This window comes from Pseudomonas sp. GW821-FHT09C08, from assembly GCF_059418125.1.
This window is the reverse complement of the sequence record NZ_JBWKPG010000004.1, coordinates 459016-484444: the sequence shown is the minus strand read 5'-3', so window position 1 is coordinate 484444 and position 25429 is coordinate 459016. Positions and strand designations below refer to the sequence as shown.

At 61.0% G+C, this 25429-nt stretch carries 23 protein-coding genes; all 23 read right to left on the bottom strand.

What is annotated here, in order from left to right:
* Nucleotides 1–32 precede the first annotated feature (32 nt).
* Nucleotides 33–1001, bottom strand: a complete 969-nt coding sequence (gene fliM / locus AC07OJ_RS16875; RefSeq protein WP_065909818.1) for a flagellar motor switch protein FliM — start codon at nt 999–1001, stop codon at nt 33–35.
* A 9-nt stretch (nt 1002–1010) separates the two neighbouring features.
* Nucleotides 1011–1511: a flagellar basal body-associated protein FliL gene (gene fliL, locus AC07OJ_RS16870; protein ID WP_065909816.1), complete on the bottom strand. Its 501-nt coding sequence runs from the start codon at nt 1509–1511 to the stop codon at nt 1011–1013.
* A 222-nt stretch (nt 1512–1733) separates the two neighbouring features.
* Entirely contained in the window at nt 1734–3074 is a 1341-nt protein-coding gene (locus tag AC07OJ_RS16865; protein ID WP_065909814.1) for a flagellar hook-length control protein FliK, read from the bottom strand.
* A gap of 144 nt (nt 3075–3218) precedes the next feature.
* Nucleotides 3219–3563, bottom strand: a complete 345-nt coding sequence (locus AC07OJ_RS16860; protein WP_213553289.1) for an Hpt domain-containing protein — start codon at nt 3561–3563, stop codon at nt 3219–3221.
* Nucleotides 3564–3593: 30 nt separating this feature from the next.
* A complete protein-coding gene (locus tag AC07OJ_RS16855; RefSeq protein WP_065909809.1) occupies nt 3594–5312 on the bottom strand; it encodes an ATP-binding SpoIIE family protein phosphatase in 1719 nt (572 codons plus the stop codon).
* Nucleotides 5309–5614: an STAS domain-containing protein gene (locus AC07OJ_RS16850; RefSeq protein WP_106803036.1), complete on the bottom strand. Its 306-nt coding sequence runs from the start codon at nt 5612–5614 to the stop codon at nt 5309–5311. Before AC07OJ_RS16850 ends, AC07OJ_RS16855 begins: the two co-directional genes overlap by 4 nt.
* Before the next feature lie 170 nt (nt 5615–5784).
* On the bottom strand, nt 5785–6234 hold the full coding sequence (fliJ, locus tag AC07OJ_RS16845; protein WP_065909807.1) for a flagellar export protein FliJ: 450 nt from the start codon (nt 6232–6234) through the stop codon (nt 5785–5787).
* A 3-nt stretch (nt 6235–6237) separates the two neighbouring features.
* The gene (fliI, locus tag AC07OJ_RS16840) at nt 6238–7596 is read right to left on the bottom strand and encodes a flagellar protein export ATPase FliI (RefSeq protein ID WP_065909805.1); all 1359 of its coding nucleotides are present in this window, start codon (nt 7594–7596) and stop codon (nt 6238–6240) included.
* A complete protein-coding gene (fliH, locus tag AC07OJ_RS16835; RefSeq protein WP_495094839.1) occupies nt 7586–8350 on the bottom strand; it encodes a flagellar assembly protein FliH in 765 nt (254 codons plus the stop codon). The genes fliI and fliH overlap by 11 nt, the downstream gene beginning before the upstream one ends.
* 10 nt (nt 8351–8360) lie before the next feature.
* Nucleotides 8361–9380: a flagellar motor switch protein FliG gene (gene fliG / locus AC07OJ_RS16830; protein WP_010208743.1), complete on the bottom strand. Its 1020-nt coding sequence runs from the start codon at nt 9378–9380 to the stop codon at nt 8361–8363.
* Nucleotides 9373–11151, bottom strand: coding sequence for a flagellar basal-body MS-ring/collar protein FliF (gene fliF, locus AC07OJ_RS16825; protein WP_065909802.1), 1779 nt, complete (start codon nt 11149–11151; stop codon nt 9373–9375). The genes fliG and fliF overlap by 8 nt, the downstream gene beginning before the upstream one ends.
* Nucleotides 11152–11167: 16 nt before the next feature.
* Nucleotides 11168–11497 carry a flagellar hook-basal body complex protein FliE gene (gene fliE / locus AC07OJ_RS16820; RefSeq protein ID WP_065909800.1) on the bottom strand — a complete coding sequence of 110 codons (330 nt, stop codon included), beginning with the start codon at nt 11495–11497 and terminating at the stop codon, nt 11168–11170.
* Between the two features lie 132 nt (nt 11498–11629).
* Nucleotides 11630–13006, bottom strand: coding sequence for a sigma-54-dependent transcriptional regulator (locus AC07OJ_RS16815; protein ID WP_495094838.1), 1377 nt, complete (start codon nt 13004–13006; stop codon nt 11630–11632).
* A 6-nt stretch (nt 13007–13012) separates the two neighbouring features.
* Complete coding sequence (locus AC07OJ_RS16810) at nt 13013–14224, bottom strand: sensor histidine kinase (RefSeq protein WP_106805615.1); 1212 nt, start codon at nt 14222–14224, stop codon at nt 13013–13015.
* A gap of 110 nt (nt 14225–14334) precedes the next feature.
* Nucleotides 14335–15810, bottom strand: coding sequence for a sigma-54 dependent transcriptional regulator (locus AC07OJ_RS16805; RefSeq protein WP_065909797.1), 1476 nt, complete (start codon nt 15808–15810; stop codon nt 14335–14337).
* 171 nt (nt 15811–15981) lie between these two features.
* A complete protein-coding gene (locus tag AC07OJ_RS16800) occupies nt 15982–16278 on the bottom strand; it encodes a flagellar protein FliT (RefSeq protein WP_282397743.1) in 297 nt (98 codons plus the stop codon).
* 41 nt (nt 16279–16319) lie between these two features.
* Nucleotides 16320–16724, bottom strand: coding sequence for a flagellar export chaperone FliS (fliS, locus tag AC07OJ_RS16795; RefSeq protein ID WP_065909795.1), 405 nt, complete (start codon nt 16722–16724; stop codon nt 16320–16322).
* Nucleotides 16725–16864: 140 nt separating this feature from the next.
* Nucleotides 16865–18268 carry a flagellar filament capping protein FliD gene (fliD, locus tag AC07OJ_RS16790; protein ID WP_065909793.1) on the bottom strand — a complete coding sequence of 468 codons (1404 nt, stop codon included), beginning with the start codon at nt 18266–18268 and terminating at the stop codon, nt 16865–16867.
* Nucleotides 18269–18348: 80 nt separating this feature from the next.
* Entirely contained in the window at nt 18349–18699 is a 351-nt protein-coding gene (locus AC07OJ_RS16785) for a flagellar protein FlaG (RefSeq protein ID WP_065909792.1), read from the bottom strand.
* Nucleotides 18700–18773: 74 nt separating this feature from the next.
* Nucleotides 18774–20249 carry a flagellin N-terminal helical domain-containing protein gene (locus AC07OJ_RS16780; protein WP_065909790.1) on the bottom strand — a complete coding sequence of 492 codons (1476 nt, stop codon included), beginning with the start codon at nt 20247–20249 and terminating at the stop codon, nt 18774–18776.
* 264 nt (nt 20250–20513) lie between these two features.
* A complete protein-coding gene (locus tag AC07OJ_RS16775) occupies nt 20514–21443 on the bottom strand; it encodes a ketoacyl-ACP synthase III (protein ID WP_065909788.1) in 930 nt (309 codons plus the stop codon).
* Between the two features lie 275 nt (nt 21444–21718).
* Nucleotides 21719–23350, bottom strand: a complete 1632-nt coding sequence (locus AC07OJ_RS16770) for a flagellar hook-associated protein 3 (protein WP_106803033.1) — start codon at nt 23348–23350, stop codon at nt 21719–21721.
* 14 nt (nt 23351–23364) lie between these two features.
* Nucleotides 23365–25419 carry a flagellar hook-associated protein FlgK gene (flgK, locus tag AC07OJ_RS16765; protein WP_495094837.1) on the bottom strand — a complete coding sequence of 685 codons (2055 nt, stop codon included), beginning with the start codon at nt 25417–25419 and terminating at the stop codon, nt 23365–23367.
* Nucleotides 25420–25429 lie beyond the last annotated feature (10 nt).

Genomic DNA, 25429 nt, shown 5'->3' with positions numbered 1-25429 from the left:
CCTCGGCGGAGCAAACATTCATAAATTAGGGATCAGCGACGGTTGATCGGCTCAACCACTTGCAAAGCCAGGTTGCCCTTGTGGGACCCCAGCTTGACCTTGAACGACGGCACGCCATTGGCGCGCATGATCATTTCTTCCGGCAATTCGACCGGGATCACGTCCCCCGGCTGCATGTGCAAAATATCTCGCAGACGCAACTGGCGACGGGCCACGGTGGCGCTCAGGGGCACGTCGACGTCGAGCAGGTCTTCGCGCAGGGCCTTGACCCAGCGTTCGTCCTGGTCGTCGAGGTCGGACTGGAAGCCCGCATCGAGCATCTCGCGCACCGGTTCGATCATCGAGTACGGCATGGTCACGTGCAGGTCGCCGCCACCGCCATCGAGTTCGATGTGGAAGGTCGACACCACGATGGCCTCACTGGGGCCGACGATGTTGGCCATGGCCGGGTTCACTTCCGAGTTGATGTACTCGAAATTGACTTCCATGATCGCCTGCCAGGCTTCCTTCAAGTCGATGAAGGCTTGCTCCAGCACCATGCGCACCACCCGCAGTTCGGTCGGGGTGAATTCACGGCCTTCGATCTTGGCGTGACGGCCGTCGCCGCCGAAGAAGTTGTCCACCAGCTTGAACACCAGCTTGGCGTCGAGGATGAACAGCGCGGTGCCGCGCAGCGGCTTGATCTTGACCAGGTTGAGGCTGGTGGGCACGTACAGCGAGTGCACGTATTCACCGAACTTCATCACCTGCACGCCGCCCACCGCCACGTCCGCCGAGCGGCGCAGCATGTTGAACATGCTGATACGGGTGTAGCGGGCAAAACGCTCGTTGATCATTTCCAGGGTCGGCATGCGTCCACGGACGATGCGATCCTGGCTTGTGAGGTCATAACTTTTGACGCTGCCGGGTTCGGCAGCCATTTCGGTCTGTACCAGACCATCGTCCACGCCATGCAGCAGCGCGTCGATTTCATCCTGGGACAGCAGGTCTTGCACGGCCATGTCGTGATCCTACTGCAATACGAAGTTAGTGAAGAGCGCCTGTTCGACCACCACTTTGCCGAGCTCTTTCTGGGCCACTTCCTGCACGCTGGCAGTGACCTTCTGGCGCAGCATTTCCTGGCCCACCGGGGTGGCCAGGGTGTCGAAGCTCTGTCCGGAGAACAGCATCACCAGGTTGTTGCGGATCACCGGCATATGCACCTTGAGGGCATCCAGGTCCGCCTGGTTACGCGCCAGCAAGGTGATGCTCACCTGCAGGTAGCGTTGACGCCCGTTCTGGTTGAAGTTGGCGACAAAGGCCGGGAGCATCGGCTCGAAGATTGCCGGTTGCTTGACGTTACTGGCGGTTTCGGCGGCGGGTGCCGGTTTGCTTGCACTGCTGTGCATGATGTACCAGGTGCCACCCACCGAGGCGCCGATGGCCAGGAGCAGGCCCAGGACTATCAACAGGATAAGCTTGAGCTTTCCTTTGCCTGCGGGTGCTTTTGCTGCGTCGTCGCTCTTCGCCATGCCAATAATCCGTCACTATTCGGGGATTCATAGATCTACGGAAAGGCAAGAGCAAGTGTTATGCCAGAGTTGTCTGGTAATTCAGGAAGAGAGAACACTGCAAATCAAATGTGGGAGCGGGCTTGCTCGCGAAAGCATGTGTCAGTCAGCACACATGCAAACTGACACACCGCCTTCGCGAGCAAGCCCGCTCCCACATTTTGGCCTGTGCCAGGCTCAGGATCAGGCGTAGTAGTCGACGGCGCTGGAGCCGATCACGGTAGACGTCACCGGCGCGACGGCCTCAGCCACATCGCCGTGACTGGCATTGTCGCCGTTGTCGCCGCCGCGCCCACCCGTGCCACTCACGCCACGGGTCTGGGCCTGCTGTTGCTGCTGCTCCTGGCCACGGGACTGGTCGGACACGTTGACGTCGACCTGGCCCATGCCTTGCTGGGCGAACATCTCCCGCAGGCGGCCGGACTGGCTTTCCAGCGCTTCACGCACCACCGGGTGGGCGCTCATGAAGTTGACCTGGGCCTGCTGGTCGGCCGTCATGTTGACCTTGATGTCCAGGCGGCCGAGTTCGGCCGGCTGCAACTGGATCTCTGCCGACTTGAGGTTGGCGCTGGAGAGGTACATCACGCGGTTGACGATTTCGTCGGTCCAGCCGCTCTGGTGCATGGCCAGCGGCGCATTGGTCGTGGGCGGCAGCGCATTGGCGGTTTTCGGCGTGGCGGCCTGGGTCAGCGCGGCAAGGCGATTGGCGAAGTCATCGACGCGCGTGTCGCTGCTGGCTTCCTTGAGGTCCTTGAGACCGCCTTCGATCAGCCCGCTGAAGGCCTTCTCGCCGCCGGAGTCAGTGCTGTCCTTGGTGGCTTGCTGGTCGACCATGTTGGCCAGGCCGGCGGCAAAGTTCTGCGCAGCCGTCGGCTGGTCCTGGGTCGGCGCCGGGGCGGTTTTTGCCGGTGCCTGGCTGCTGGCCGACACATGCCCGCCCTGCTCCATCGCCAGGCGCACGGCCGGCATCGCATCCAGTGGATCGGCCTCGGGGTCAAACGCCGGCTTGGCTTCCTCGGTGGCCGCGATCGGCGCCGCAACCACCGGCTGGGCACTGTCGTCCTGGGCGGCAGCCGCCGGTGCCGGGGTTTGCACCGGTACCGGCACAACCACCGGCGTGACCGTGGCAATCAACGCCGGATCGACCACCGGGTCGGTCGGGGGCTGCTGCACCAGGGTCGGATCGACCGGCGCGTCGTCATCGGTGCTGGCACTGTCATCGGACTTGGCCGGCGGCGTGGCAGGCAAGGTATTGCCGCTATCGGCAACCGCTGGCGTGCTGGCGGCAGGCTTGTCGCTGCTGGCGACAGGCTTGGCAGAGTTGTCGGAAGGCTTGTCCCGTGTGGGCTTGGCCGAGTTGTCGTCGGCCTTGATCGCGGGCTTGGCGCCTTGGTTGGCGAACACCTGTGCGAAGCCAGGGCCCTTGTCCCGTGGGTCCGCATCCACAACCGGCTGCGGGGCGGCGGACGCTTGAGGCTTGGCCGCGGGGGCAGCCTGAAGGAGCGAATTCGGGGCGACTGGCATAGGTAAAGGTCTCCACTGCATGGGGATCGGGGATGCAGTATCGGGAGATAGAGCAAGAGTCGGGCCAGGTTTTACTTGGCTTTGTTTTTGTTGTGTACCTATCCGTTATTCAGGTAACGGCTGATGGATACGTACACCCCCCAACTACACGCCAAACCGCTGCCGCTCGGTCTCATACAACGGCTTCACCAACGCAAACTCATGATCAATCTGATCCACCAGCGCCCCCAGGTCCGCCGAGGACTCAACCGACTCGACCTCCAGCCGCTGGCACAACTGCGCCAGGCGCACCGCGCCGAGGTTGCCGCTGCTGCCCTTGAAGCTATGGGCGATGCGCCCCAGCGCCTTGGCGTCGTCGCGGGCCTTGCGCAGGGCTTCGACGCGCTTCTGGGAATCATCGAGAAAGGTATCGAGCAGCTTGGGGTACTCGCCTTCCATGACTTCCTGCAAACCCGACAACACGTCAGGGTCCAGATGAATATCAACCACTTGCTCGCTCCTTGATCAAGAATCGGCGGATTATGCCAGAGCCCCCCAGCAAAACTCCACGCAGACACTGCGCCCGCCATCGGACCAGCGTACATCGCTGCTCAACTGGCGCACCAGGCTCAGCCCGCGGCCGGACAGACGGTCGATATCCAACGGGCGGGCCAGCACCTGTTCGACGTCGAACCCCGGCCCGCTGTCTTCCAGGCGCAAGGTCATCTTGCCGCCCGCTTCGGTGGGCACCACCTGCACGTGCACGCGTACATAACCGCTGTTCAGCTGCGCCAGGCGATCGTTGCGCTGGCGGTAATACTCGGTAAACCCCTGGGCATCGCGCTTGAGCCGCGAGTCCAGGCCCAGCACGCCATGCTCCAGCGCGTTGGAATACAGCTCGGCCATCACGCTGTAGAGCGCCCCGCTCTGCTCACGCAGGCCGTGGATCTCCAGCAACAGTTGCAGCAGGTAGGGCAACGGGTTGTAGCGCTTGAGGGTTTCGGCGCGAAACTCGAAACTCACCGACCAATCCAGCGGGCACGACTGGCCGCTGTCGGCATACAATGGCCCGGTCGCGCGCAACGACTGGCCGGGCTGCAGGGTGATTTCCACCATGCTCACGTCATCCCGCGCCTCGCCGCGAAAGGCCGCCAGCGCCTGTTCAATGTCCTCGAACAGCCGATCCGGCTCGCGATTGGCGGCGAACACCTGCTGCAAACGCTCGGCGCCAAACAATTGATCATTCGCGTCAGCGGTGTCCAGCACACCATCGGACAGCAGGAACACGCGGTCGCCCAAGGCCATGGGCCAGACTTCGGTGCGATCATCAAAAGCGTCGGCCGAAAGCACGCCCAACGGCAAATGCCGCGACTGCAGCGGCGTGCGCTGGCCACTGGCGACTTCATGCACATAGCCATCGGGCATGCCGCCGTTCCATACCTCCACCACGCGGCGCTGCGTGCTCAGGCACAACAGGGTGGCGCAGCAGAACATGTCCACCGGCAGGATGCGCTTGAGCTTGGCGTTCATCTCGCGCAGGGTCTGCGCCAGGCCATAGCCCTTGGCGGTCATGCCGTAGAACACTTCCGCCAGCGGCATCGCGCCCACCGCTGCCGGCAGGCCGTGGCCGGTGAAGTCGCCGAGCAGCACGTGCATGTCGCCGGACGGCGTGTAGGCCGCCAGCAGCAAGTCACCGTTGAACAACGCATAGGGCGATTGCAGGTAGCGAATGTTCGGCGCGGCATTGATGCAGCCGGAATGGGCGACCTTGTCGAACACGGCCTTGGCGACCCGCTGCTCATGCAATAGATAGTCGTGGTGCCTGGCGATCAGGTCGCGCTGCTGCAACACGGTGGCCTGCAACCGGCGCAGGCGGTCCATGGCGTTGATCTTCGCGGCCAGGATCAGTTGGTTGTAGGGCTTGGGCAGGAAGTCGTCACCGCCGGCATCCAGGCATTGGGCCAGCGCTTCGCTTTCGCGCAGGGAGGTGAGGAAGATAATCGGCACCAGCGCCTCGCCGGCCAGTTGCTTGATGCGGCGGGCCGCCTCAAAGCCATCCATCACCGGCATCAGCGCATCCATCAGCACCAGCTGCGGACGCTCGCGGGCGAACACCTCAACCGCTTGCGCGCCGTTGGTGGCGGTCAGTACCTGATGGCCCTGACGTCGGATGATCGTCGACAGCAACAACAGGTCGGCGGCGCTGTCTTCGGCGATCAATATGCTCAGCGCTTCAGGAACCGGGGCCAGGACGCTCAAGTGAGGTCGAACAATTTGTCGAAGTTGGAAATGGCGAGGATCTTGCGCACGTCAGAATTACTGTTGATCACCTGAACCTCGGCGTTATCGCCACCGGCATGGTCACGCAGCAGCAGGAGCATGCCCAGGGCCGAGCTGTCCATATAAGTGGTGTGCTTCAAGTCCACCACGTAGATCTCGGGCACTTTGTAAAATCGCTCGTAGGCATCACGAAAGGCTTGGTGGCTACCGAAATCGAACCGCCCCTTGATGGTAATCGTCAATTTCGTCCCATCCAGGGATACTTCTGACTCGACTGACATACGACTGCTTCCTTGTCATTGGCAATGTGCAACAAGGTTTAGCAGGCGAAGCGGATCTGAGCAACACGGCGAATCAAATGCGCGAGCGGATTTGCTCGCGAAAGCAGCCTGCCAGCACCACAGATGCAAACTGACATACCGCCTTCGCGAGCAGGCCCGCTGCCACATTTTTAGAATTGGGATTGACGCGGCAGACGCTGGGACAGTTCGTCGAGCAGCTTCTGCTCACGCTTGTCTTCGATGGCCCGCGCCTCGTCGATGTAGCGCTGCACCAGTTTGCGCAGGCCTTCGACCCGCGCAAACGCCGCTTGCCAGCTCTCGCGGGCTTTATCGAGATTGTTCTGGTGCCAGGCCAGGCTCTGGCGCTGTTGGCCGACGGCGGTTTCCAACTGGTTGAGAAAGCCCTGGTAGCCCATCAGCCACTGGCCGGAAACGCCTTTGCTGCCGCGTTCGATCCATTGCTGCTGGTACTCGCTGCGAAAACGCTCGAGGTCGCCCAGCTTGCTTTCCGCCAGACGCACCTGGCCCTGGAAATACCCCAGGCGCTGCACGGCGGTTTTCTCGGCCTTTTCGGCCATGTCCACCACCGGGGCCAGACGTGAGGAACGCGTGCTGGCCATGGCTTAGCCGCCTGGCGCCGGGGCGAAGATCGAGCCCAGGTGCGCTTCGCTTTCACCCATGCTGATCTTGTCGTTGAGGCCCTGGCGCAGGTAGGTCACCAACTGCGGTTGCAGGGCGATCGCCAGGTCGGTCTCGCGATCACCACCGGCGACATAGGCGCCGACACTGATCAGGTCGCGGCTCTGCTGGTAGCGCGACCACAACTGTTTGAAATGCTGCGCGCGCGCCATGTGCTCCGGCGTGACCACGGCAGGCATCACCCGGCTGATCGACGCCTCGATGTCGATGGCCGGATAGTGCCCCTCTTCCGCCAGGCGCCGCGACAGTACGATGTGGCCGTCGAGTACACCCCGCGCCGAGTCGGCAATCGGGTCCTGCTGGTCATCGCCTTCGGACAACACCGTGTAGAACGCGGTGATCGAGCCCCCACCGGCTTCGGCATTACCGGCGCGCTCCACCAACTTGGGCAGCTTGGCAAACACCGACGGCGGATAGCCCTTGGTGGCCGGCGGCTCACCGATGGCCAGGGCGATTTCCCGCTGGGCCTGGGCAAAACGCGTGAGCGAGTCCATCAGCAACAGGACGTTCTTGCCCTTGTCGCGAAAATATTCGGCGATGCGCGTGCAATACATCGCGGCGCGCAAACGCATCAGCGGTGCATCGTCGGCCGGGGACGCGACCACCACCGAGCGCTTGAGGCCTTCTTCACCGAGGCTGTGCTCGATGAATTCCTTGACCTCACGACCCCGCTCGCCGATCAGCCCCACCACAATGATGTCGGCCTCGGTAAAGCGGGTCATCATGCCGAGCAACACCGACTTACCCACGCCGGTACCGGCGAACAGGCCCAGACGCTGGCCGCGACCGACCGTCAATAATCCGTTGATGCTGCGAATGCCCACGTCCAGCGGCACGCTGATCGGGTTGCGGTTCAGCGGGTTGATGGTCGGGCCGTCCATCGGCACCCAGTCTTCGGCCTTCATCCCGCCCTTGCCGTCCAGCGCGCGACCGGCGCCGTCGAGCACGCGGCCGAGCATGCTCATGCCCATGGGCAGGCGACCGGTATCAGCCAACGGCACCACGCGGGCACCGGGGGCGATGCCGGCCAGGCTGCCGACGGGCATCAGGAAAATCTTGCTGCCGGAAAAGCCCATGACTTCGGCTTCGACCTGCACCGGGTGGTAGCTGTCGTCGTTGATCACCAGGCAGCGGCTGCCCATGGCCGCGCGCAGGCCCTCGGCCTCCAGGGTCAGGCCGACCATGCGCAACAGGCGCCCTTCGAGGATCGGCTGGCCAGCCAACTCAGTGGCTTCGGCATAGCCACCCAGGCGTTTGGCGAAGCTGGTGCGATCAAGGCGCATCAGGGGCGTCCAGGTCCACACTCAGGTCAGGATCGGCCGGGTGCAGGACTTGTTCGTGGAGTTGGTCGAACAGCTTGGCCATGATCTGGCTGATACGGGTTTCCACCGTCGCATCGATGCGGCTGTGCTCGGTCTCGACGCGGCAACCCCCTGGCTGCAGGGAGGCGTCCTCGACGATGCGCCAGGTTTCTTCATGGCGCTCGCGCAGGGCCTTGACCTGTTCGAAATCCTGCGGGTTGATGTACAGCCGCACATTGCCGACGCCCAGCGGCAGCAACTTGAGCGCTTCGCGCATCACGCTTTCGATGTGGCTGGAATCGAGCACCAGCTCACGCTGGATCACCTGGCGGGCGATATGCTCCACCAGGCCGACCATGGCTTTCTCGATCTGCGAATCCTGCTCGGCGATGGGGTCGAACAAGCCGCCCATCAAGCGCTCCAGGCTGGCCAGCTTGACGGCGAGCGCCGCCTCGGCCTCCTGGCGCACCTTGAGGGTGGTGCTGCGAAAACCATCTTTTTCACCGGCGGAAAACCCTTCGTTGTAGGCCTCCTGGCGGATGCTCTCCAACTCTTCCAGGGTCAGTGGCTGGACTTCTTCCAGCGGCACTTCTTCCATTTCCGCAGGCGGCTCTTCCACCGGTTCCGGCTCGGGCTCCGGCACATGCGGATCGAAGCTGGGCAACGACCAGATGTCGAACCCGCCGACATCCCGCGCGCGAATCAGATCGCTGGGAGCCCCATCTTTGTTCGACATGAGTGGCGCCTTAAATCATTTCTTCGCCGCCCTTCCCGCCGAGAACGATTTCTCCGGCTTCGGCCATACGGCGGGCAATGGTGAGGATCTCTTTCTGCGCAGTTTCCACGTCGCTGACGCGCACCGGGCCCTTGGCCTCGAGGTCGTCGCGCAGCAGCTCGGAAGCACGCTTGGACATGTTCTTGAAGATCTTCTCCTTGACGTTCTCGTCGGAGCCCTTGAGCGCCAGCACCAGCACGTCGGAGGACACCTCGCGCAGCAGCGCCTGGATGCCACGGTCGTCGACATCGGAGAGGTTGTTGAACACGAACATGAGGTCTTCGATCTGGCCGGACAGGGTGTCGTCGATCTCGCGGATCGAGTCCATCAACTGGCCTTCGACCGAGCTGTCGAGGAAGTTCATGATGTCGGCCGCGCGCTTGATACCGCCCAAGGTGGTCCGCGAGGCATTCGAGTTGCCCGAGAACTGCTTCTCGAGAATCGTGTTGAGTTCTTTCAAGGCCGCCGGCTGCACGGTGTTCAGCGACGACACGCGCAGGATGATGTCCAGGCGCACCTTATGGTCGAAGTGGCCAAGCACTTCACCGGCCTGGTCCGGGTCGAGGTACGCCACGACGATCGCCTGGATCTGCGGGTGCTCATAGCGGATCACGTCGGCGACGGCGCGCGGCTCCATCCATTTGAGGCTGTCGAGGCCGCTGGTGTTGCCACCCAGCAGGATGCGGTCGATCAGGCCGTTGGCCTTGTCTTCGCCCAGGGCCGAGGTGAGCATCTTGCGGATGTAGCTGTCGGAGCCGACGCCCAGGCTGGTCTGGTCGCCGACGATCTCGACGAACTCACTCATCACCTGCTCGACCTGCTCACGGTGCACATTGCGCATCTGCGCCATGGCCACGCCAACCCGCTGGACTTCTTTAGGGCCCATGTGGCGCAGCACTTGGGCGGCGTCGGTTTCACCCAGCGACAGCAGCAATACAGCGGCTTTGTCGACCTTGGTGAGCTTGGCAACAGCGGCTCGATTATCACTCATCTGCGTTGATCCACTCTTTCACGACCTGGGCCACACGGCCCGGGTCTTCTGCCACCAGACTCTTGATTGCATTCAGCTGAGCGTCATAGCCTTCGCTCGGGCTTGGCAACAGGATGCTTTGCGGGCCTCCGAGGCTGACGCGGTCGTTGGCCAGTTCGCCATCCAGGCCGCCCATGCCACCCAACTCGACGTCGCTGCCACCGAAGGCCGCGAGTTGTTTCTTGCCGTTGCCGGTGATGTTGTTGAGCACCGGACGCAGCACGCCGAACACCAGCACCAGGATGAACAACACACCCAGCACTTGCTTGACGATGTCCCAGAACCACGGCTGCGTGTAGAACGCCGGGTCGGCGATCACTTCGCCACGCTCGGCGGAGAACGGCATGTTGATCACGCTGACGCTGTCGCCACGGCTGGCGTCAAAACCGACGGCGTCCTGCACCAGGCGAGTGAAGCGCGCCAATTCGTCGGCGCTCCAGGGCGCACGGGTAACCGCACCGTCAGCCGGGTTGACCTTGACCTGGTCATCGACCACCACCGACACCGACAGGCGATTGACACGGCCCTGCTGCTGCTTGGTGTGGCTGATGGAACGGTCGAGTTCGAAGTTCTTGGTGGACTGGTTACGCTTGTCCGCCGGGTAAGGGGCGAGCATCGGCTGGCCGGTGGCCGGGTCCATGATCTGCTGGCCGTTGGCGTCCAGCAGCGGCTGCCCAGGTTGCACTGCACCAGCAGTCGCGGCCGCGCCACCGGTGGTTTGCGGCGCGGTTGCCGGTGCCGGTGGCTGGTTGCTCAGGGCACCCGGCACACCTTGCGGGCCATTGCTGGCGGTGCGTTGTTCGCTGGTCGACTGCTCGCTGCGCAAGGCCGGCTGGTCAGGGTTGAACTGCTCGGAGGTCGACTCGACGGCGCTGAAGTCCACATCGGCAGACACTTCAGCCTTGTAGCGGTCGTTGCCCAGCACCGGTTGCAGGATGTTATGCACACGCTGGGTGAGCATGCTTTCCATGCGGCGGCTGTAGTCGAACTGCTTGCCGGCCTGGGTCAGCGCGGAGTTTTCAGCCTGGTCGGACAGCAGGTTGCCCTTCTGGTCGACCACAGTGATTTGCGACTTGCTCAATTCAGGAACGCTGGTGGCCACCAGATTGATGATCGCCAGGACCTGACCAGGCTCCAGGGAGCGGCCGGAAAACAGTTCGACCAGTACCGAGGCGCTTGGCTTGCGCTCATCGCGCACAAACACCGAGCTTTTCGGAATGGCCAAGTGCACGCGGGCGCCCTTGACGTTGTTGAGGCTGGAGATGGTGCGGGCGAGTTCGCCTTCGAGGCCACGACGATAGCGAGTGGCTTCCATGAACTGGCTGGTCCCCAGGCCCTGGTCCTTGTCGAGGATTTCAAAACCGATGTTGCTGTCGGACGGGGTCACGCCAGCCGCCGCGAGTTTCATCCGCGCCCGGGCCACGTCGTCGGCCTTGACCAGCAGAGCGCCGGAGTTGGGCTCCACAGTGTAGGAAATGTCGGCAGCCGACAGGGTTTCCATGATCTGCTTGGAATCCATGCCCGCCAGGCTGCCGTACAGCGGCCGGTAATCGGGTTGCTGCGACCACAACACCACGGCAAAACCAATCGCCACGCTGGCAGCCAGGCCGACCATCAGGCCCACCTGACGCAACATGGTCATTTCCGAGAGGTTTTCCAGGAACGACAGGCCAAACAGCGGCGGCTTGCCGTCTGCCTTGGCGGGTACGTTGTCCACGACTGCTTCTGCCATGACTTAAATCTCGTCCTTAAACCGGCATCTGCATGATGTCTTGGTAGGCTTGAACCAGCTTGTTACGCACTTGGGTCAGGGCCTGGAACGAGACGCTGGCCTTTTGCGAGGCGACCATCACATCGGTGAGGTCCACGCCGCTTTTGCCGATCTCGAACGCATTGGCCAACTGGTTGGAGGCTTGCTGGGTATCACTGACTTTGTTGATGGCTTTGCCGAGCATGTCGGCGAAGCTGCTTTGGCCCAATTCCGGCGCTGGCGCGACGGATTTCGGTTGAGCCATGGCATCCATTTGCATGGAGCGCATATCCAACATCAACCGATTGAACTCAATACCCTGGCTCATGACCTTCTCTCTCCCGACAACCCGCAAATTTTTGACACTACGCAGCAATTACTAGGGGAGGTAGCAACAAGGGTGCCAGCTCTGTAGCAACTCGTAAGAAAAGGCGACAAAGCTTGTCCGCCTTGTTACCGATCAGGTGGCGAAAAGATAAGCCTCGACATCCATCCCGGCGTCGCGCATCTGTGCCAGCTTGTAGCGCAGCGTGCGTGGGCTGATCCCCAGGCGTTCGGCGGCTTCCTTGCGGCGGCCGCGCTCGGCACGCAGGGTGTCGATGATCATCTGGAATTCGCGGCGACGCAGGTCGTCGCCCAGGGCCCCGGCGGTCTCGGTTTCGGCGACTACCGGCACCGGCGCCAGGGTCGGAAGCGGCGCCGCACCACTGCCCATGGCCAGGCAGAAATCCTGGGGCTGGATCAAGCCGCCCTGCTGCAAAATCAGCGCGCGCTGGATGGCGTTGTCCAATTCGCGCACGTTGCCCGGCCATGGATAGCCGATCAGGCACGCCTGGGCCTCGGCCGAGAGCCGCGCCTGGGCATGCTTCATTTTTTTGACGTGGTTGTTCAGCAGGCGCTCGGCCAGTGGAATGATATCCGCCGGGCGTTCGCGCAACGGACGCCAGGCCAGCGGAAACACCGAGAGGCGGTAGAACAGATCCTCACGGAAGCGCCCCGCCGCCACTTCACCGGCAAGGTCTCGGTTGGTGGTGGCTACCACGCGGATATCCAGCTGGATCGGCTTGCGCGCGCCCACACGTTCCACTTCACGCTCCTGCAGCACCCGCAGCAGCTTGGCCTGCAGGCCCAGGGGCATCTCCGAGATCTCATCGAGCAGAATGGTGCCGCCGTCCGCCTGCTCGAACTTGCCCGCCTGGGCCGCGATGGCGCCGGTAAAGGAGCCCTTTTCGTGGCCGAACAGCGTGGCTTCGAGCATGTTGTCGGGGATCGCTGCACAGTTGATGGCGATGAACGGTTGTTTGGCGCGCGTCGATTGCTGGTGGATATAGCGCGCCAGCACCTCTTTACCGGTACCGGACTCGCCGGAAATCAACACGGTCGAATCGCTGCGCGCCACGCGGGCCGCCAGTTCCAGCAACTGCGCACTGGCCGGTTCGAAGGCAATCGGGCCCTCGCCGTCACTGGCCGTGATCACGCCCAGTGCATGCCGCGCCACCAGCTCGATCAGGGCCTTGGGTTCGAAAGGCTTGACCAGGTAATCCGCCGCGCCCTGGCGCATTGCATCCACCGCGCGCTCAACGGCGCCATGGGCGGTCATCAGCAACACCGGCAGTTGCGGCTGGCGCGCACGCAGCAGGCCGAGCAACTGGTGGCCGTCCATGCCGGGCATGTTCACGTCGCTGACCACCAGGCTGAAGGTTTCCTGCTCGACCGCCTCCAAGGCGTCCTCGGCAGAACCGACCGCCCGGTAGTCATGGCCCGCCAGCAACAGCGTGTCAGCCAATGCTTCACGCAGGGCGCGATCGTCTTCCACCAACAGAACCTTGATAGCCATTACTTTTTACTCCGCGCCTGCCGCGCATGAAAACAGCGGCAAGGTCATCAATGCACAGGTGCCACGCCCGACTCGGGAGTGCAGTTGCAATTCTCCCTGATGGGCACGTGCCACCGCCTTGACCACGGTCAGGCCGAGGCCGGTACCGTTGGTCTTGGTGGTAAAAAACGGCTCGCCCAGGCGCTGCAATACGACCGGGTCGATACCGCTGCCGCTGTCGCTGATGCACAGGCGCAGGGTTTGCTCGCGGCTGTACAGGTGCACCTTGAGGCGCGCGCCGGGGCCACTGGCCTGGGTGGCGTTTTCGATCAGGTTGAGCAGCGAGCCGACCAGGGTGTCGCGGTTGCACAGCAGCTCACCGAGGTGGCTGTCGCACTGCCAGCGCACCTGGACGTCTTGAATATGCGTGGCGGCTGCAGCCTGCAGGGCCTGCATCAGCGCGGCCGGAGTGATGCGGTCAGTCAGCGGCAATTCGCCACGGGCAAACACCAGCATGTCGCGCACCTGGTGCTCCAACTCGTGCAAGCGCTCCTTGAGGCGCCCGGCAAATCGCTGGTGGGTGGCAGCGGGCAATTGCTCATCAGTCAAATGACTGGCGTAGATCAACGCCGCCGACAGGGGCGTGCGGATCTGATGCGCCAAAGAAGCGACCATCCGCCCCAGCGACGACAAACGCTCGTGGCGCGCCAGCTGGTCTTGCAGGTGACGGGTTTCGGTCAGGTCGTTGAGCAGCACCAGCTGGCCCGGCTCCGCATCCAGGGAACGGGTGGCAATGGACAAGCGGCGCCCGTCCTTCAGGGAGATTTCGTGGCCGTCGTCTTCGCGCGGCGCAAAGCAGCGCGTGATGACATGGCGCCACAACTCACCTTCCAGCGGCAGGCCGAGCATGTCGCAGGCCGCCGGGTTGGCTTCGCGCACACGGCCCTGATCGTCGATCACGATCACGCCGCCCGGCAACAGCGACAGCAGGTTTTGCAGACGGTTGGCCAGGCGCTCTTTCTCGGCCAGCTCTTCCATGCGCTGGGCACTGACCACCGCCAGCTCGCCTTTAAGCTCGGAGACCCGGGCTTCCAGCAGGCTGTAGGAGTCAGTCAATTGGCTCGACATCTGGTTGAACAGCGAAAAGGCCTGCTCCAGGCCATTGCGGCTGAGTTCTTCTACAGACGGGGCAGGCCCCTGCAGGACAGGGACCGAAGATAGTTGGGCGGCGTGGGGCATCATGCTCTCTCGCTTGGCTGACCGTCAGTTAAACGGAACGTTGCGAGGGCTGTAGCAATAGTTGTGCCGAAAAAAAACCGCTGAAATTTCAGCGGTTTGGAAAACAGGCGTCAATCATCCGCCTGTTCATCACCTTCTTTGCGGCTCATGCCGTACTTGCGCATCTTCTCAACCAGGGTGGTTCGGCGGATGCGCAGGCGCTCGGCAGCCCGTGCGACGATGCCATTGGCGTCGTCCAACGCCTGCTGGATCAGCCCCTGTTCGAGGTTGCCGAGGTAGTCCTTGAGATCAAGGCCTTCGGGCGGCAGCATGGCGGTGGAGCCGAAGTCCGGGGTGTGGCCGTTGATGGCGACCCGCTCTTCCATGTCACTGCGCAGGCTGTCGACCAGTTGCTCGTCTTCATCGTCGACGTAGCGGAATTTCTTCGGCAACTCGACCACGCCGATCACGCCGTAGGGGTGCATGATCGCCATGCGCTCCACCAGGTTGGCCAGCTCGCGGACGTTACCCGGCCAGCCGTGGCGGCACAGGGACATGATCGCCGCCGAGTTGAAACGGATCGAGCCGCGCTTTTCGTGTTCCATGCGCGAGATCAGTTCGTTCATCAGCAGCGGGATGTCTTCCACGCGCTCGCGCAGCGGGGCCATCTCGATCGGGAATACGTTGAGGCGGTAGTACAAGTCTTCGCGGAAGCTGCCCACCTCGATCATGCTTTCGAGGTTCTTGTGGGTGGCCGCGATGATGCGCACGTCGACGCTTTGGGTCTTGTTGCTGCCCACGCGCTCGAAGGTACGTTCCTGCAGCACGCGCAGCAGCTTGACCTGCATCGGCAGCGGCATGTCGCCGATTTCGTCGAGGAACAGCGTGCCGCCGTTGGCCAGTTCGAAACGCCCGGCACGGCTGGTGATCGCCCCGGTAAAGGCGCCCTTCTCATGGCCGAACAATTCGCTTTCCAGCAGCTCGGCCGGAATCGCCCCGCAGTTGACCGGCACAAAAGGCCCGTCGCGGCGCTTGGAGTGATAGTGCAGGTTGCGCGCGACCACTTCCTTGCCGGTGCCCGACTCGCCGAGGATCAGCACGCTGGCGTCGGTGTCGGCCACTTGCTGCATCATCTGGCGCACGTGCTGGATCGCACGGCTGGTGCCGACGAGGCTGCGGAACAGGTTGGGTTCGCGGTGGCGACCGCGCTCGCGCGCCTGGTCATACATCTCGCGATAGACCTGGGCACGGTGCAGGGAGTCGAGCAATTTGCTGTAGCTGGGCGGCATTTCCAGGGTGGACAGCACGCGGCGGCGCTGGTCTTCAGGCAGGTCGATGGAAGAAATATCGCCCATCAGCAACACCGGAAGGAACTCATCCCAGGTTGACAGTGTCTTTAACAAGCCCAAAACAGCGCCAGGAGCGTTCACCGTCCCGATCAGCACACAAATGACTTCACGGCTCGATGACAATGAGCTGACCGCCTGCTGCCAATCATGGCTGCCGCAGGGCAAATTTTCTTCGCCAAGAAAATTCAAAATCACCGCTAAATCGCGGCGGCGGACGCTATCGTCATCAATCAGCAGAATTTTGGTTTCACGCCACATGCAATAGCAACTTCCCTAGTAAAACGCTCTGCCCCAAGAGTGAGGGCAATCGAGACGCCTGTAAGACTTCATGCCTTACTAGACGTCTGAAATCTGAAAACAGCACTAGTTAAGTCAAAAATGCTGGCACAGTCAAATATATGACGCGCCGTTCGGATTAACTGAGCTCATTCAGCCGAACAGATGGTAAACCTTTGACGCATTTTTCGCTTGGTTGATCTGCGACATCTCTTCGAAAATCGCCTGCCGCTCGCCCGTCGTCACCTCAAGCAATTGCTGGTAAACCGCGAGCAGGCTCTCAAGCTTCTCACGCAACGCATTCTCGTCGACCGGCGCCTCACTGAGCACCTGCTCGATCACGTCGCGACACCCCATGTCGAGCTCGCCAATCGCGTCCCAGTTACGGTCCGCCAGCGCGCCCATCAGCGCCTCACGGGTTTCATCAATGCGTTGCAGTGCTTGGCTCATCACATAGTCCTCAAGGCCCTCAGGCCCTTCTCTGCTGCGCCTTACTCGGTTACAGCCTGTGGCGCGGCGATGGCATCCCAGCCTTCTTTCACGGTAATCAACAAACGCGCCACTTCGTCGATCATGTCGGCGTCGTTATGCAGGTTCGCCTCCATCAAGCGGTTGGTCATGTACGCGTACAGACTTTCCAACTGCTGGACGTAAGCCGGGTTATCACTTTTTTCTGCATCCAGGCCGTCACGCAGCCCGATCACGATATCGATAGCCTTGCCGAGCATCAGGCCCTTCTGTGCGATGTCACCACGCGCCAGCGCACCTTTGGCCTGGGCCATGCGGTCCAGCCCGCCTTCCATCAGCATCTGCACCAGGCGATGAGGGCTGGCTTCGGAGATCTGAGCATGGGAATTGACCTTCTGGTATTGGCGAAGGGCTCTCATGGGATTCATGTTTCTACCTCGTGACAGGCGACAGCGAAAAGGGTTTCAGTAACCAATATGTCGACGGGTTCGCAAAAAGCTTTAGCGCCAGTCGTCTCTCGATAAAAAAAGGCCAGGCAGGTTGCCTGGCCTTTTTTTATTCGCAGCGATCAACTATTGGTCTTTGGGTTGTTCAGCGCATTGAGCGTGGTCATCACACTGGTGCTTTGCTGGCGCAACTGGGCAACCAGGGTGTCCATGGCGTTGTACTTGTCCGAGAGGCTCTTGGTCAGCAGGTCCATGCGCTCGTCCAGGGAGGACTGTTGCTTGGTCAGGTCCTTGAGCGTGTCAGACAACGAGGTGGAGCGCGTTGCCAGGATGCCGGTGGTGGACTTGGCGTAGTCGTCGGTGGCGCTTTTCATGCGCGCCAGCATGCCGCTTGGGCCGGTGAACATGCTGTTGATATCGGCAGCGTTGGTTTTTACCGCGGCGTCCCACTTTTTGTCGTCGATGCTCAGCAGACTGGTGCTCGAGTTGGTGACCACACCGAATTGAGCCAGGGACTTGAACTGACCAGTGCCCGACAGCGCGTTGAACTCATTACGAATCGCCGCCTGGAGCGAACGCATGGTGGAGTCGCCCGTCAGGGTCGCCCCCGTGGTGCTGCCATCGAGGTTGGTGGTGACCTTTGTTTCGGCGTTCATGGCGGTGATCAGGGCGTTGTAGGTGTCGATGAAACCCTTGACCCCAGACTTGAGCGCGGTGTTGTTGGTGCTGACGGTGATGAGGGTCGCGTTTCGCTCAGGGTTTGTACTGGTATCCCCCGCAGTCTTGAGCGCCGAAACCGATACCAACTTGATATTCACGCCGCTCAACGCGCCTTCGATGTTGTTGGTTTTGGAAACAGACGCAACGCCGTCAATGGTGTACAGCGCATCCAATGGTTTATCAACGACCGTCGAGCCAGTGTCCAATCCCGAATTACCCGACAACTTCAGGTCCGATCCCGTGCCCATGGTGGTCGAGGTCAGGATCAACCGCGAGCCGTTGGAGTCGGTTTGGATGTTCGCACTCAAACCCGATGTGCCGAACTGGGTATTGATCGAGTCACGCACCTGCTGCAAGGTTGCGCCAACGGGGATACTGACGTCGTAGTTCTTGCCGGACTGGCTGATAGTCAATGTCGTCGGCTTGTCAGTGGTATTCACCACCGTCGATGTGCCGCCCTTGAAGTTTTGGGTCGACAGCTTCGAGGCCTGTGCAAGCTGACTGACAATCAACCGAAAGCTGCCGTTGGAAGCCGTGTTGCTCGCCGTCATGGTCGCAACTTTTTCATCCGAGGACGAACCGGTCAAACCCGTGAAGCTGGAACTCGCCGTCATAGTATCCAGCGCACCACGAAACGCATCCAGCGCCGCCTGAATCTTGCCGATCGAAGACAGCGTGGTGGTCGCCTTCTGGGACGCGGTATTGATCTGCGTCTGCTTGGGCACCTTTTCGGCGTTGACCAAGGATGTCACGATCGCTTGCGTATCGATGTTCGAACCGATACCACTTACCGTTGAACCCGCCATCATCTATCTCCTGTTCGGTGGCTGCCGTTATCTTGACTTATTACGCCTCAAGACAACTCAGCAACAAGTTTCATGCCAGCTCAAGCCTTGTCGTCAAACAACACGTGGCTTGCGCTGGAGAGGCTCTGTGCCAGTTTCAATGCCGTTTCCGACGGAATCTGGCGAATCACTTCACCATTGTCGGTATTGATGACCTTGACCACCACACGGTGAGTCGTGTCATCAATGGAAAAATCCAGGCTGCGCTGGGCAGCTTGTACGAATTCGCGAATATCGGTTACCGCTTTTTCCAGGTCCGCACGCTCAGGCTGTTTGCCGATGGCGGGGGCTTCCTGGACTTGGGTGGTGCTTTTGTCGGCTGCCACCTGAACAGGCGCGCTCTGAGGTGCAACCGGCGGATAAGACTGGTTCAGCTTTACACTCATGTCCATGTCCAATCTCCTCTAAACCGAAAAAACGGAAGGGCACGTAGACGCGCCCTTCCGTTAGTTACCAAGCGCTGGGATTACTGAAGCAGTTTCAGTACAGCGGATGGCAGCTGGTTAGCCTGCGACAGGATCGCGGTGGAAGCCGACTGCAGGGTTTGTTGCTTGGTCAGTTCGGCGGTTTCGGAAGCGAAGTCGACGTCCTGAACGGTGGAACGTGCAGCGGTGGAGTTCTTCTGAATGTTCTGCAGGTTGTCTGCAGTGGTAGTCAGACGGTTCTGGGTAGCACCCAGGCCCGAACGAACGCTGTCGATGGTGCCGATGGCCTTGTCGATTACAGCCAGGGCGTTCTGGGCAGAAGAAGCGTCGGTCACGGTGGTGTCAGAGATGGTGGTCTTCTCTGCCACAACGCTGGCTTTACCGAACAGACCAGTTACACCATCAGCAGTACCGGCAGCCAGGGAGTAGCCTTTAGCCGAATCAAGCGATACCTGACCGGTAACGGTAGATGCTACGGTAGCAGACAGGGCAGTGAACTTCTCAGCAGGTGGAGTAGCGGTATCGAACGTGTACTCACCCTTACCGTTTTTGGCGTTAACCGAAACAGCGTCAGCGCCGGTACCAGCACCAAATACCAGGTTCTCGCCAGAATCGGATTTGATTTCCAGGGTGTCGTTAACTTCATCGTAGTTGACGCTGATACCCAGTTTAGCGGAGTTGGATTTCAGCTGGTCAGCCAGGCTGGCGTTATCAGTAACACCGATGAAGCTTACTTCTTTGCCATCACCAACGGTGAGCTTGAAGTTGGCAGAAGCAGGAGGTGTAGCACCAGTGGTCTTAGTGGTATCAACCTTCAGTTTGACTTCGGTGCTGGCGCTTGCAGTCAGGCCACCGATCGAACCATTGAGCTGGGCAGCGATGCTTTTTGCGGAAGCGCCTTCAAGGTAGCTTACGGTTTTGGTCTGGCCGTTACCTGTTACAGTAATGTCGCCTGCAGCCAAACCTTTCTCGGTGATAGCAACGTCAGAACTTTTAACCTGCTGCGAACCAATTTTGTTGGCCGCAACGTTTTCCAGGCTCAGGTTGATGGTTTCGTTGGCGTTGGCGCCAACCTGGATAGCTTTGGTACCGTACGAACCGTCCAGCAGCTTCTGGCCACCGAAGGTGGTGGTGTTGGAGATACGGGTCAGTTCCGAAGTCAGAGCCTGGTATTCGTCGTTGTTCGACTTACGGTCGTCAGCGCTGAGGGAGCCAGTAGCGGAGGACAGAGCCAGGGTACGCATTTTCTGCAGGATGTCGGTCGAAGCCTGCATCGCGCCTTCAGCGGTCTGAGCGATGGAGATACCGTCGTTCACGTTTTTTACTGCTTGGCCCAGGCCGTTGATTTGGCTGGTCAGGCGGTTAGCGATCTGCAGGCCGGCAGCGTCGTCTTTAGCGCTGTTGATACGCAGGCCGGAAGACAGGCGCTGCATGGAAGTGGCCAGGGCGCCGCCAGCTTTGTTCAGGTTGCCCTGAGTAGTGATCGAAGCAATGTTGGTGTTTACTGTTAAAGCCATGACGAAATCCTCGTTGGATGGATACTGCGGCTTCCGGCCCTGGCAACCGCCGGGTGTGGCCTGAGAACCTACGTAATAGTTATCGTCGTGGTAGCCGGTTGCTTGAGGATTTTTTTGATTTTTTTTACTGGCGCCGTGCCACCCCTTGCAATTCAAGGGTTTACGCCTGCACAAAACCCAACAAACATTGGCTTTTCTGGCGCCAAATAAAAAACGCCGATGATCTTTCGATCATCGGCGTTTTTGTTTGTCGCTATTAAAGCGTCACGGGCGATAGAGAATCGCCGAACCCCACGACAGGCCAACCCCGAAACCGCTGATGGCCACGCGTTTCCAGGTAGCGTCCATCACGTGCTTTTCCAACAGCAGCGGAATGCTCGACGACACGGTGTTGCCGGTCTCGACCATGTCCTTGATGAACTTGTCGACCGGCGCATCTTCGAAACGACGCGCTACGGCGTCGACAATCGCCGCACTGCCCTGGTGAATACAGAATGCATCGATGTCATCGGCCTTGAGCTGCGACTCATCGAGCAGCTCGTGCAAATGCGCCGGCACCTTGAGCAAGGCGAAGTTGAACACCTGGCGACCATTCATGAAGAACACGCCATCGCTGACCTTCAGGTGCGGCGCGCCGGAACCGTCGGTGCCGAACTTGGACTTGCCGAGCAACCACGGTGCGTCTTCGCCCATCCAGGTAGCGGTGGCGGCATCACCGAACAGCATGGTGGTGTTGCGGTCTTCCGGGTCGACGATCTTCGAATACGGGTCGGCGGTGATCAGCAGGCCGTTTTTCAGGCCGGCGGCTTCCATGAAGCCCTTCATCGCGTAGATGCCGTAGACATAGCCGGAGCAGCCCAGGGAGATATCAAAGGCGGCGACGTGAGTCGGCAGGCCCAGTTTGTCCTGGACGATGGCGGCAGTGTGGGGCAGGCCCTCTTCATCGCCGTTCTGGGTGACGACGATCAGCGCGTCGATGGACTCGCGCTTCAAATCCGGGTTGTTGGCAAACAAAGCGTTGACCGCCTCGACACACAGGTCAGAGGTTTCCTGCGCCGCTTCCTTGCGCGGCAGGAAGGCCGAGCCGATCTTGCCAATGATGAACTCTTCATCCTTGGCGAATTTGGCACCCTGGGCGTAGTTATCGATCCCGTCTGCCGGCACGTAACTGGCGATGCTTTTTATGCCAATCATTGTGGCTTCCCAATACTAAATAGCTGGAGAACACCCCCGGACCACGCCTGGGGTGCTGACAATAAAGGGGATAACCCCATAAAAATCTCGCTGAAAGCCGCCCCGCACGGACCCTGTGACGACTTATCCTTTTCACACGATACAGTGAAGATGCGCTTTATGACTCACAGGTCACTCAATTTTGTGTGCTTTATGCAAAACCTTCAAACAATTAAATCCCAGAAACGACAACGGCCCAGCCTGTTTCCAGGCTGGGCCGCTTGACATGCCAGCGCTTACATCTTGTTGAACAGGCTCAACTGCGAGACTTTCACAAACGCCAGTTGCGAGGCTTCCAGCATGGTTTGCTGCAAGGTCAGGTTGATCGCCGCCTCGCCCATGTCGACGTTGGCCAGCGCACTCATGGTGCTGGTATTGGCCAGGCCGACGCTGGTGTTTTCGCTGGCCTGCACCGTCAGCGCGTTCTGCCGCGCGCCGATGGAACCGCGCACGTTGTCGACCTGGTCGGACGAACTGGTCAGGTTGGCGACCGCCGCGTTCAAGGCGTCCTGGAGCTTGACCCGCGCGCCCGGGATACCGTCTGCCGGCTGTTGCAGGGCCTGGCGCAGTTGGCCCAGGGTGTCGAGGGCGTTCTGGGTTTTCTGGGTGCTGTTGCCGATTGAGAACTGATCGCCAACATTCGGCGTGCCGCTCACCTCGAAGGTGACCCCCGCCGCGGTGATCGTGTTCGGAGCCGGTGGAGTGCCCGCGTTGATCACGCCCTCGCCAATCGACTTGCTGTTGGCGGTGTACGGCTGGGCATAGACTTTGTAAGCCGTCGCGTCAGTGTCATCGAACTTGATCAACACACCGCTGTTCGGAAAGGTACTGGCGTAGCCGGCCGCGCTGCTGACCTGGCCATTGGTCAATTGCGCCGACGAGGTGTTGCTCGGGGTGCGCGAGGTGTTGAAGGCGTCCGGCTTGGCGCTCAGGCTGAATTCGCGCCCGGCGACCAGCGCATCGGCATCAGGCCCGGTGGCGGTATCGGTGAGGTCGACGGTGATATCGAACTTCACCCCGCGGATGTTGATGCTGGCACTGCCTTCCTTGGTGGAATCGAACGTGCCATTACCTGGCAGCTGCGAGGTAATGTTGTTGTTGTCCTTGTCCGTCACCACGTACTGGGTGCTGCTGGTAAAGGTCACCTTGTACGGCTGGCCATCGGCGAACTGCTTGGTGTAGTCGATGCCCGAACCCACCAGGCCCGCCGAAATCGCGACCTTGTGATCATCCACCAGCGGCGGCGAAATCGCCGGCGGCACAGGCGCAGTCGCAGGTGCGAGGTAATTGGACTGGGTACGACTGGTGTTGACCGCCCCTTCGAGGATGGTCTTGCCGGTGTCGCCGGTGCGCACATTGAGCGTCTCGGAGACTTGCAGGCTCAGCTCGTTTTCGTCGCCCTGATAGCTATAAGTGCCATCGTTGTTGCGCGAGTACGGCGGTGTATCGGTCTTGGAGCCGGAGAACAGGTAGTTGCCCGCCGAATCCTTGCTGTTGAGCAAGCCCAGCAGTTGATCTTCAAGCGCGCCCACCTCGACCGCAATCGACTTGCGGTCGGCATCACTGGTCACGCCACCGGCGCGCAGTGCCAGCTGGCTACCGGCCTGGATCGTGTTACTGATCGCAGTCAGGACGCTTTCTTCGTTGGTCAGCGTATTTTGAATGCTGGTGATATTGCCGCTGAACTGGGCCAGCATGTCTTTCTGCTGTTGCAGCATCAGCAGGCGCTGGGCGGCAACGGGATCATCCGCGGCGGTTTGCACACGCACGCCGGAGCTCGCCTGCTGCTGCGCCTTGACCACGCTGGAGTAGTTATCCGTATAGCGCGTGGCACTGGTGTCGAAGTACTGCTGTGTAGAAATGCGCATCGTCCCAGGCTCCCTTAAAGACTATTGATCAGCGTACTGAAGGTTTCTTGCGCAGCCTTGATGATCTGCGACGACGCGGTGTAGTACTGCTGGAACTTGATCATGTCGCCCGCCTCTTCGTCCAGGTTGACCTGGGACACCGAGTTGCGCGCGTTCTTGTTGGCCGTCAACAGCGCGGTGGTAGCCGTGGTGTCGGTGGTGGCTGCAGCGGCCTTGGCGCCGACGGTCGACACCAACTTGCTGTTGGCCCCCACCAGGCTGAGCCCGCCACTGCCATCCGCCCCAACACCGACGGTCGCCTTGGTCTGCAGACCGATCAGCGCCTGGGCGTTGCGGTTGTCGGACTTGCCGGTGGCATTGAACGAGAACGAGGTGCTGTCACCGCTGGTCGGCGAACCGGCCACGGTGGTGTCGAAGCTGAAGCTCTTGGCCGGATCGAGCAATGTGCCGCTGGCATCGCGCATCGGCACATTGATAGTGATCTTGTTGGCTTGGCCCGGAACGATAGTGCCCGTGCCGATAGGCTCACCCTTGGCGTTACTCAGGGTGTAGCTCTGGGTGCCATCGGCGGCTTTGTCGCCGAATACCATTTTCACCGGCATCGAGTTGGCGATGCCGACGCGCAGCTGCGCGGCGTCAGCCCCGCCCTCGATGTCGATGGGCACCGTCAGGGTCGGTGGCGTAAACGTGCCGGTGCCCTGGTTGCTCTTGCCGGCCTCGCCCTGCAACGGCGCGGCAAACGCGATCTTGCTCGGGTCGGTCAGCACGGTGCCGATTTCCTTGGCGCCGTTGGCGGTCGGGCTGACCTTGAAGCTGTCACCCTCTTTTACCCCGGCCGCGCCGTTCTTGATCGTCAGGGTAACCCCGTCGATTACCGGCGGCGGCGTGGCGCTCAGATCGTAGGTACCCATGGCCTTGCCGTCGGAACGCAGCACGGTGACCTTGTTGAGGTTGGTGCCATCGTTGAACGAGACCTTGTAGTCGAAATTGGTCAGCTTGCTGCTGTCCGCAATCGTCACGCCCAGGCTGGAGTCACCCGTGTTGCCTTGTGCCGCCTGGCTGCGCAGGGCGACGGACGCCGCGTTGTTGATGTCCTTGAACATCGAGGCGCCGAACTCACCGTTGAGGTCCACGCCCTGGCCCAACTGGCTGTTGATCGCGTCGGCGGTGACGATTGCAATCCGACCCAGGTCGTTGATCGCCGGCATCAGCACGTCGCTGCGATAGCGCAACAGGCCGCCGATGCTGCCGCCGCTGATCACGTTGCCCAGGTCGACGGCGGTGTTCCCGGCCATGTTGAGCTGGATCGTGTATTGGCTGGTGTCGCCTTTGCTCGGTACTGCAGAAATCGTGTTGGACTGGTCACCCAGCACCAGCGATTGACCGCTGCCGGTGCTGACACTGAACACGCCGTTTTTCTCGCTGGCGGTCACGCCAATCAACTCGTTCAGCGAGCGCACGGCCTCGGCACGCGCATCCAGCAGGTTGGCCGGCGTGGTGTTCGACGAACCCTGGACCTGGTTGATCTGCTTGTTCAGGGAAGCAATCGACGACGTCAGCTGATTGACCTGGTCGGCCATCGAGGTCAGCTGGCTGTTGATGGTTTCTTTCTGCTGGCCCAACTGGTTGGAGATCGAGTTGAACCGGTTGCTCAAGGTCTGGGCGTTGGTGAGCAGAATCTGGCGGGCCGACGTATCGTTGGGGTTGGCCGACGCCGTCTGCACGGCAGCGAAGAACGAACTGAGCACGGCCGACATGCCGGTGGTCTTGTCCGACAGCGTCTTGTCGACGGCACTGACCTGGTCCAGGTAAGCCGCGGCATCGCTATTGAGCGCGGTGCTGTTCTGGTAGGCGGTGTCCAGGTACTCGTTGTACACCCGACGCACGTCAGCCAGGGTCGTACCGCTGCCGATAAACACGCCGCCGTACGGGTTCGACGCATTGGCGCTCTGGGTGGTCTGCTGACGCGAATAGCCCGCGGTATTGGCGTTGGCAATGTTATTACTCAAGACCGACAACGATCCTTGAGCGGCGTTAAGCCCTGACATCCCGATACTGAGCAAACTCATGGTTCAGACC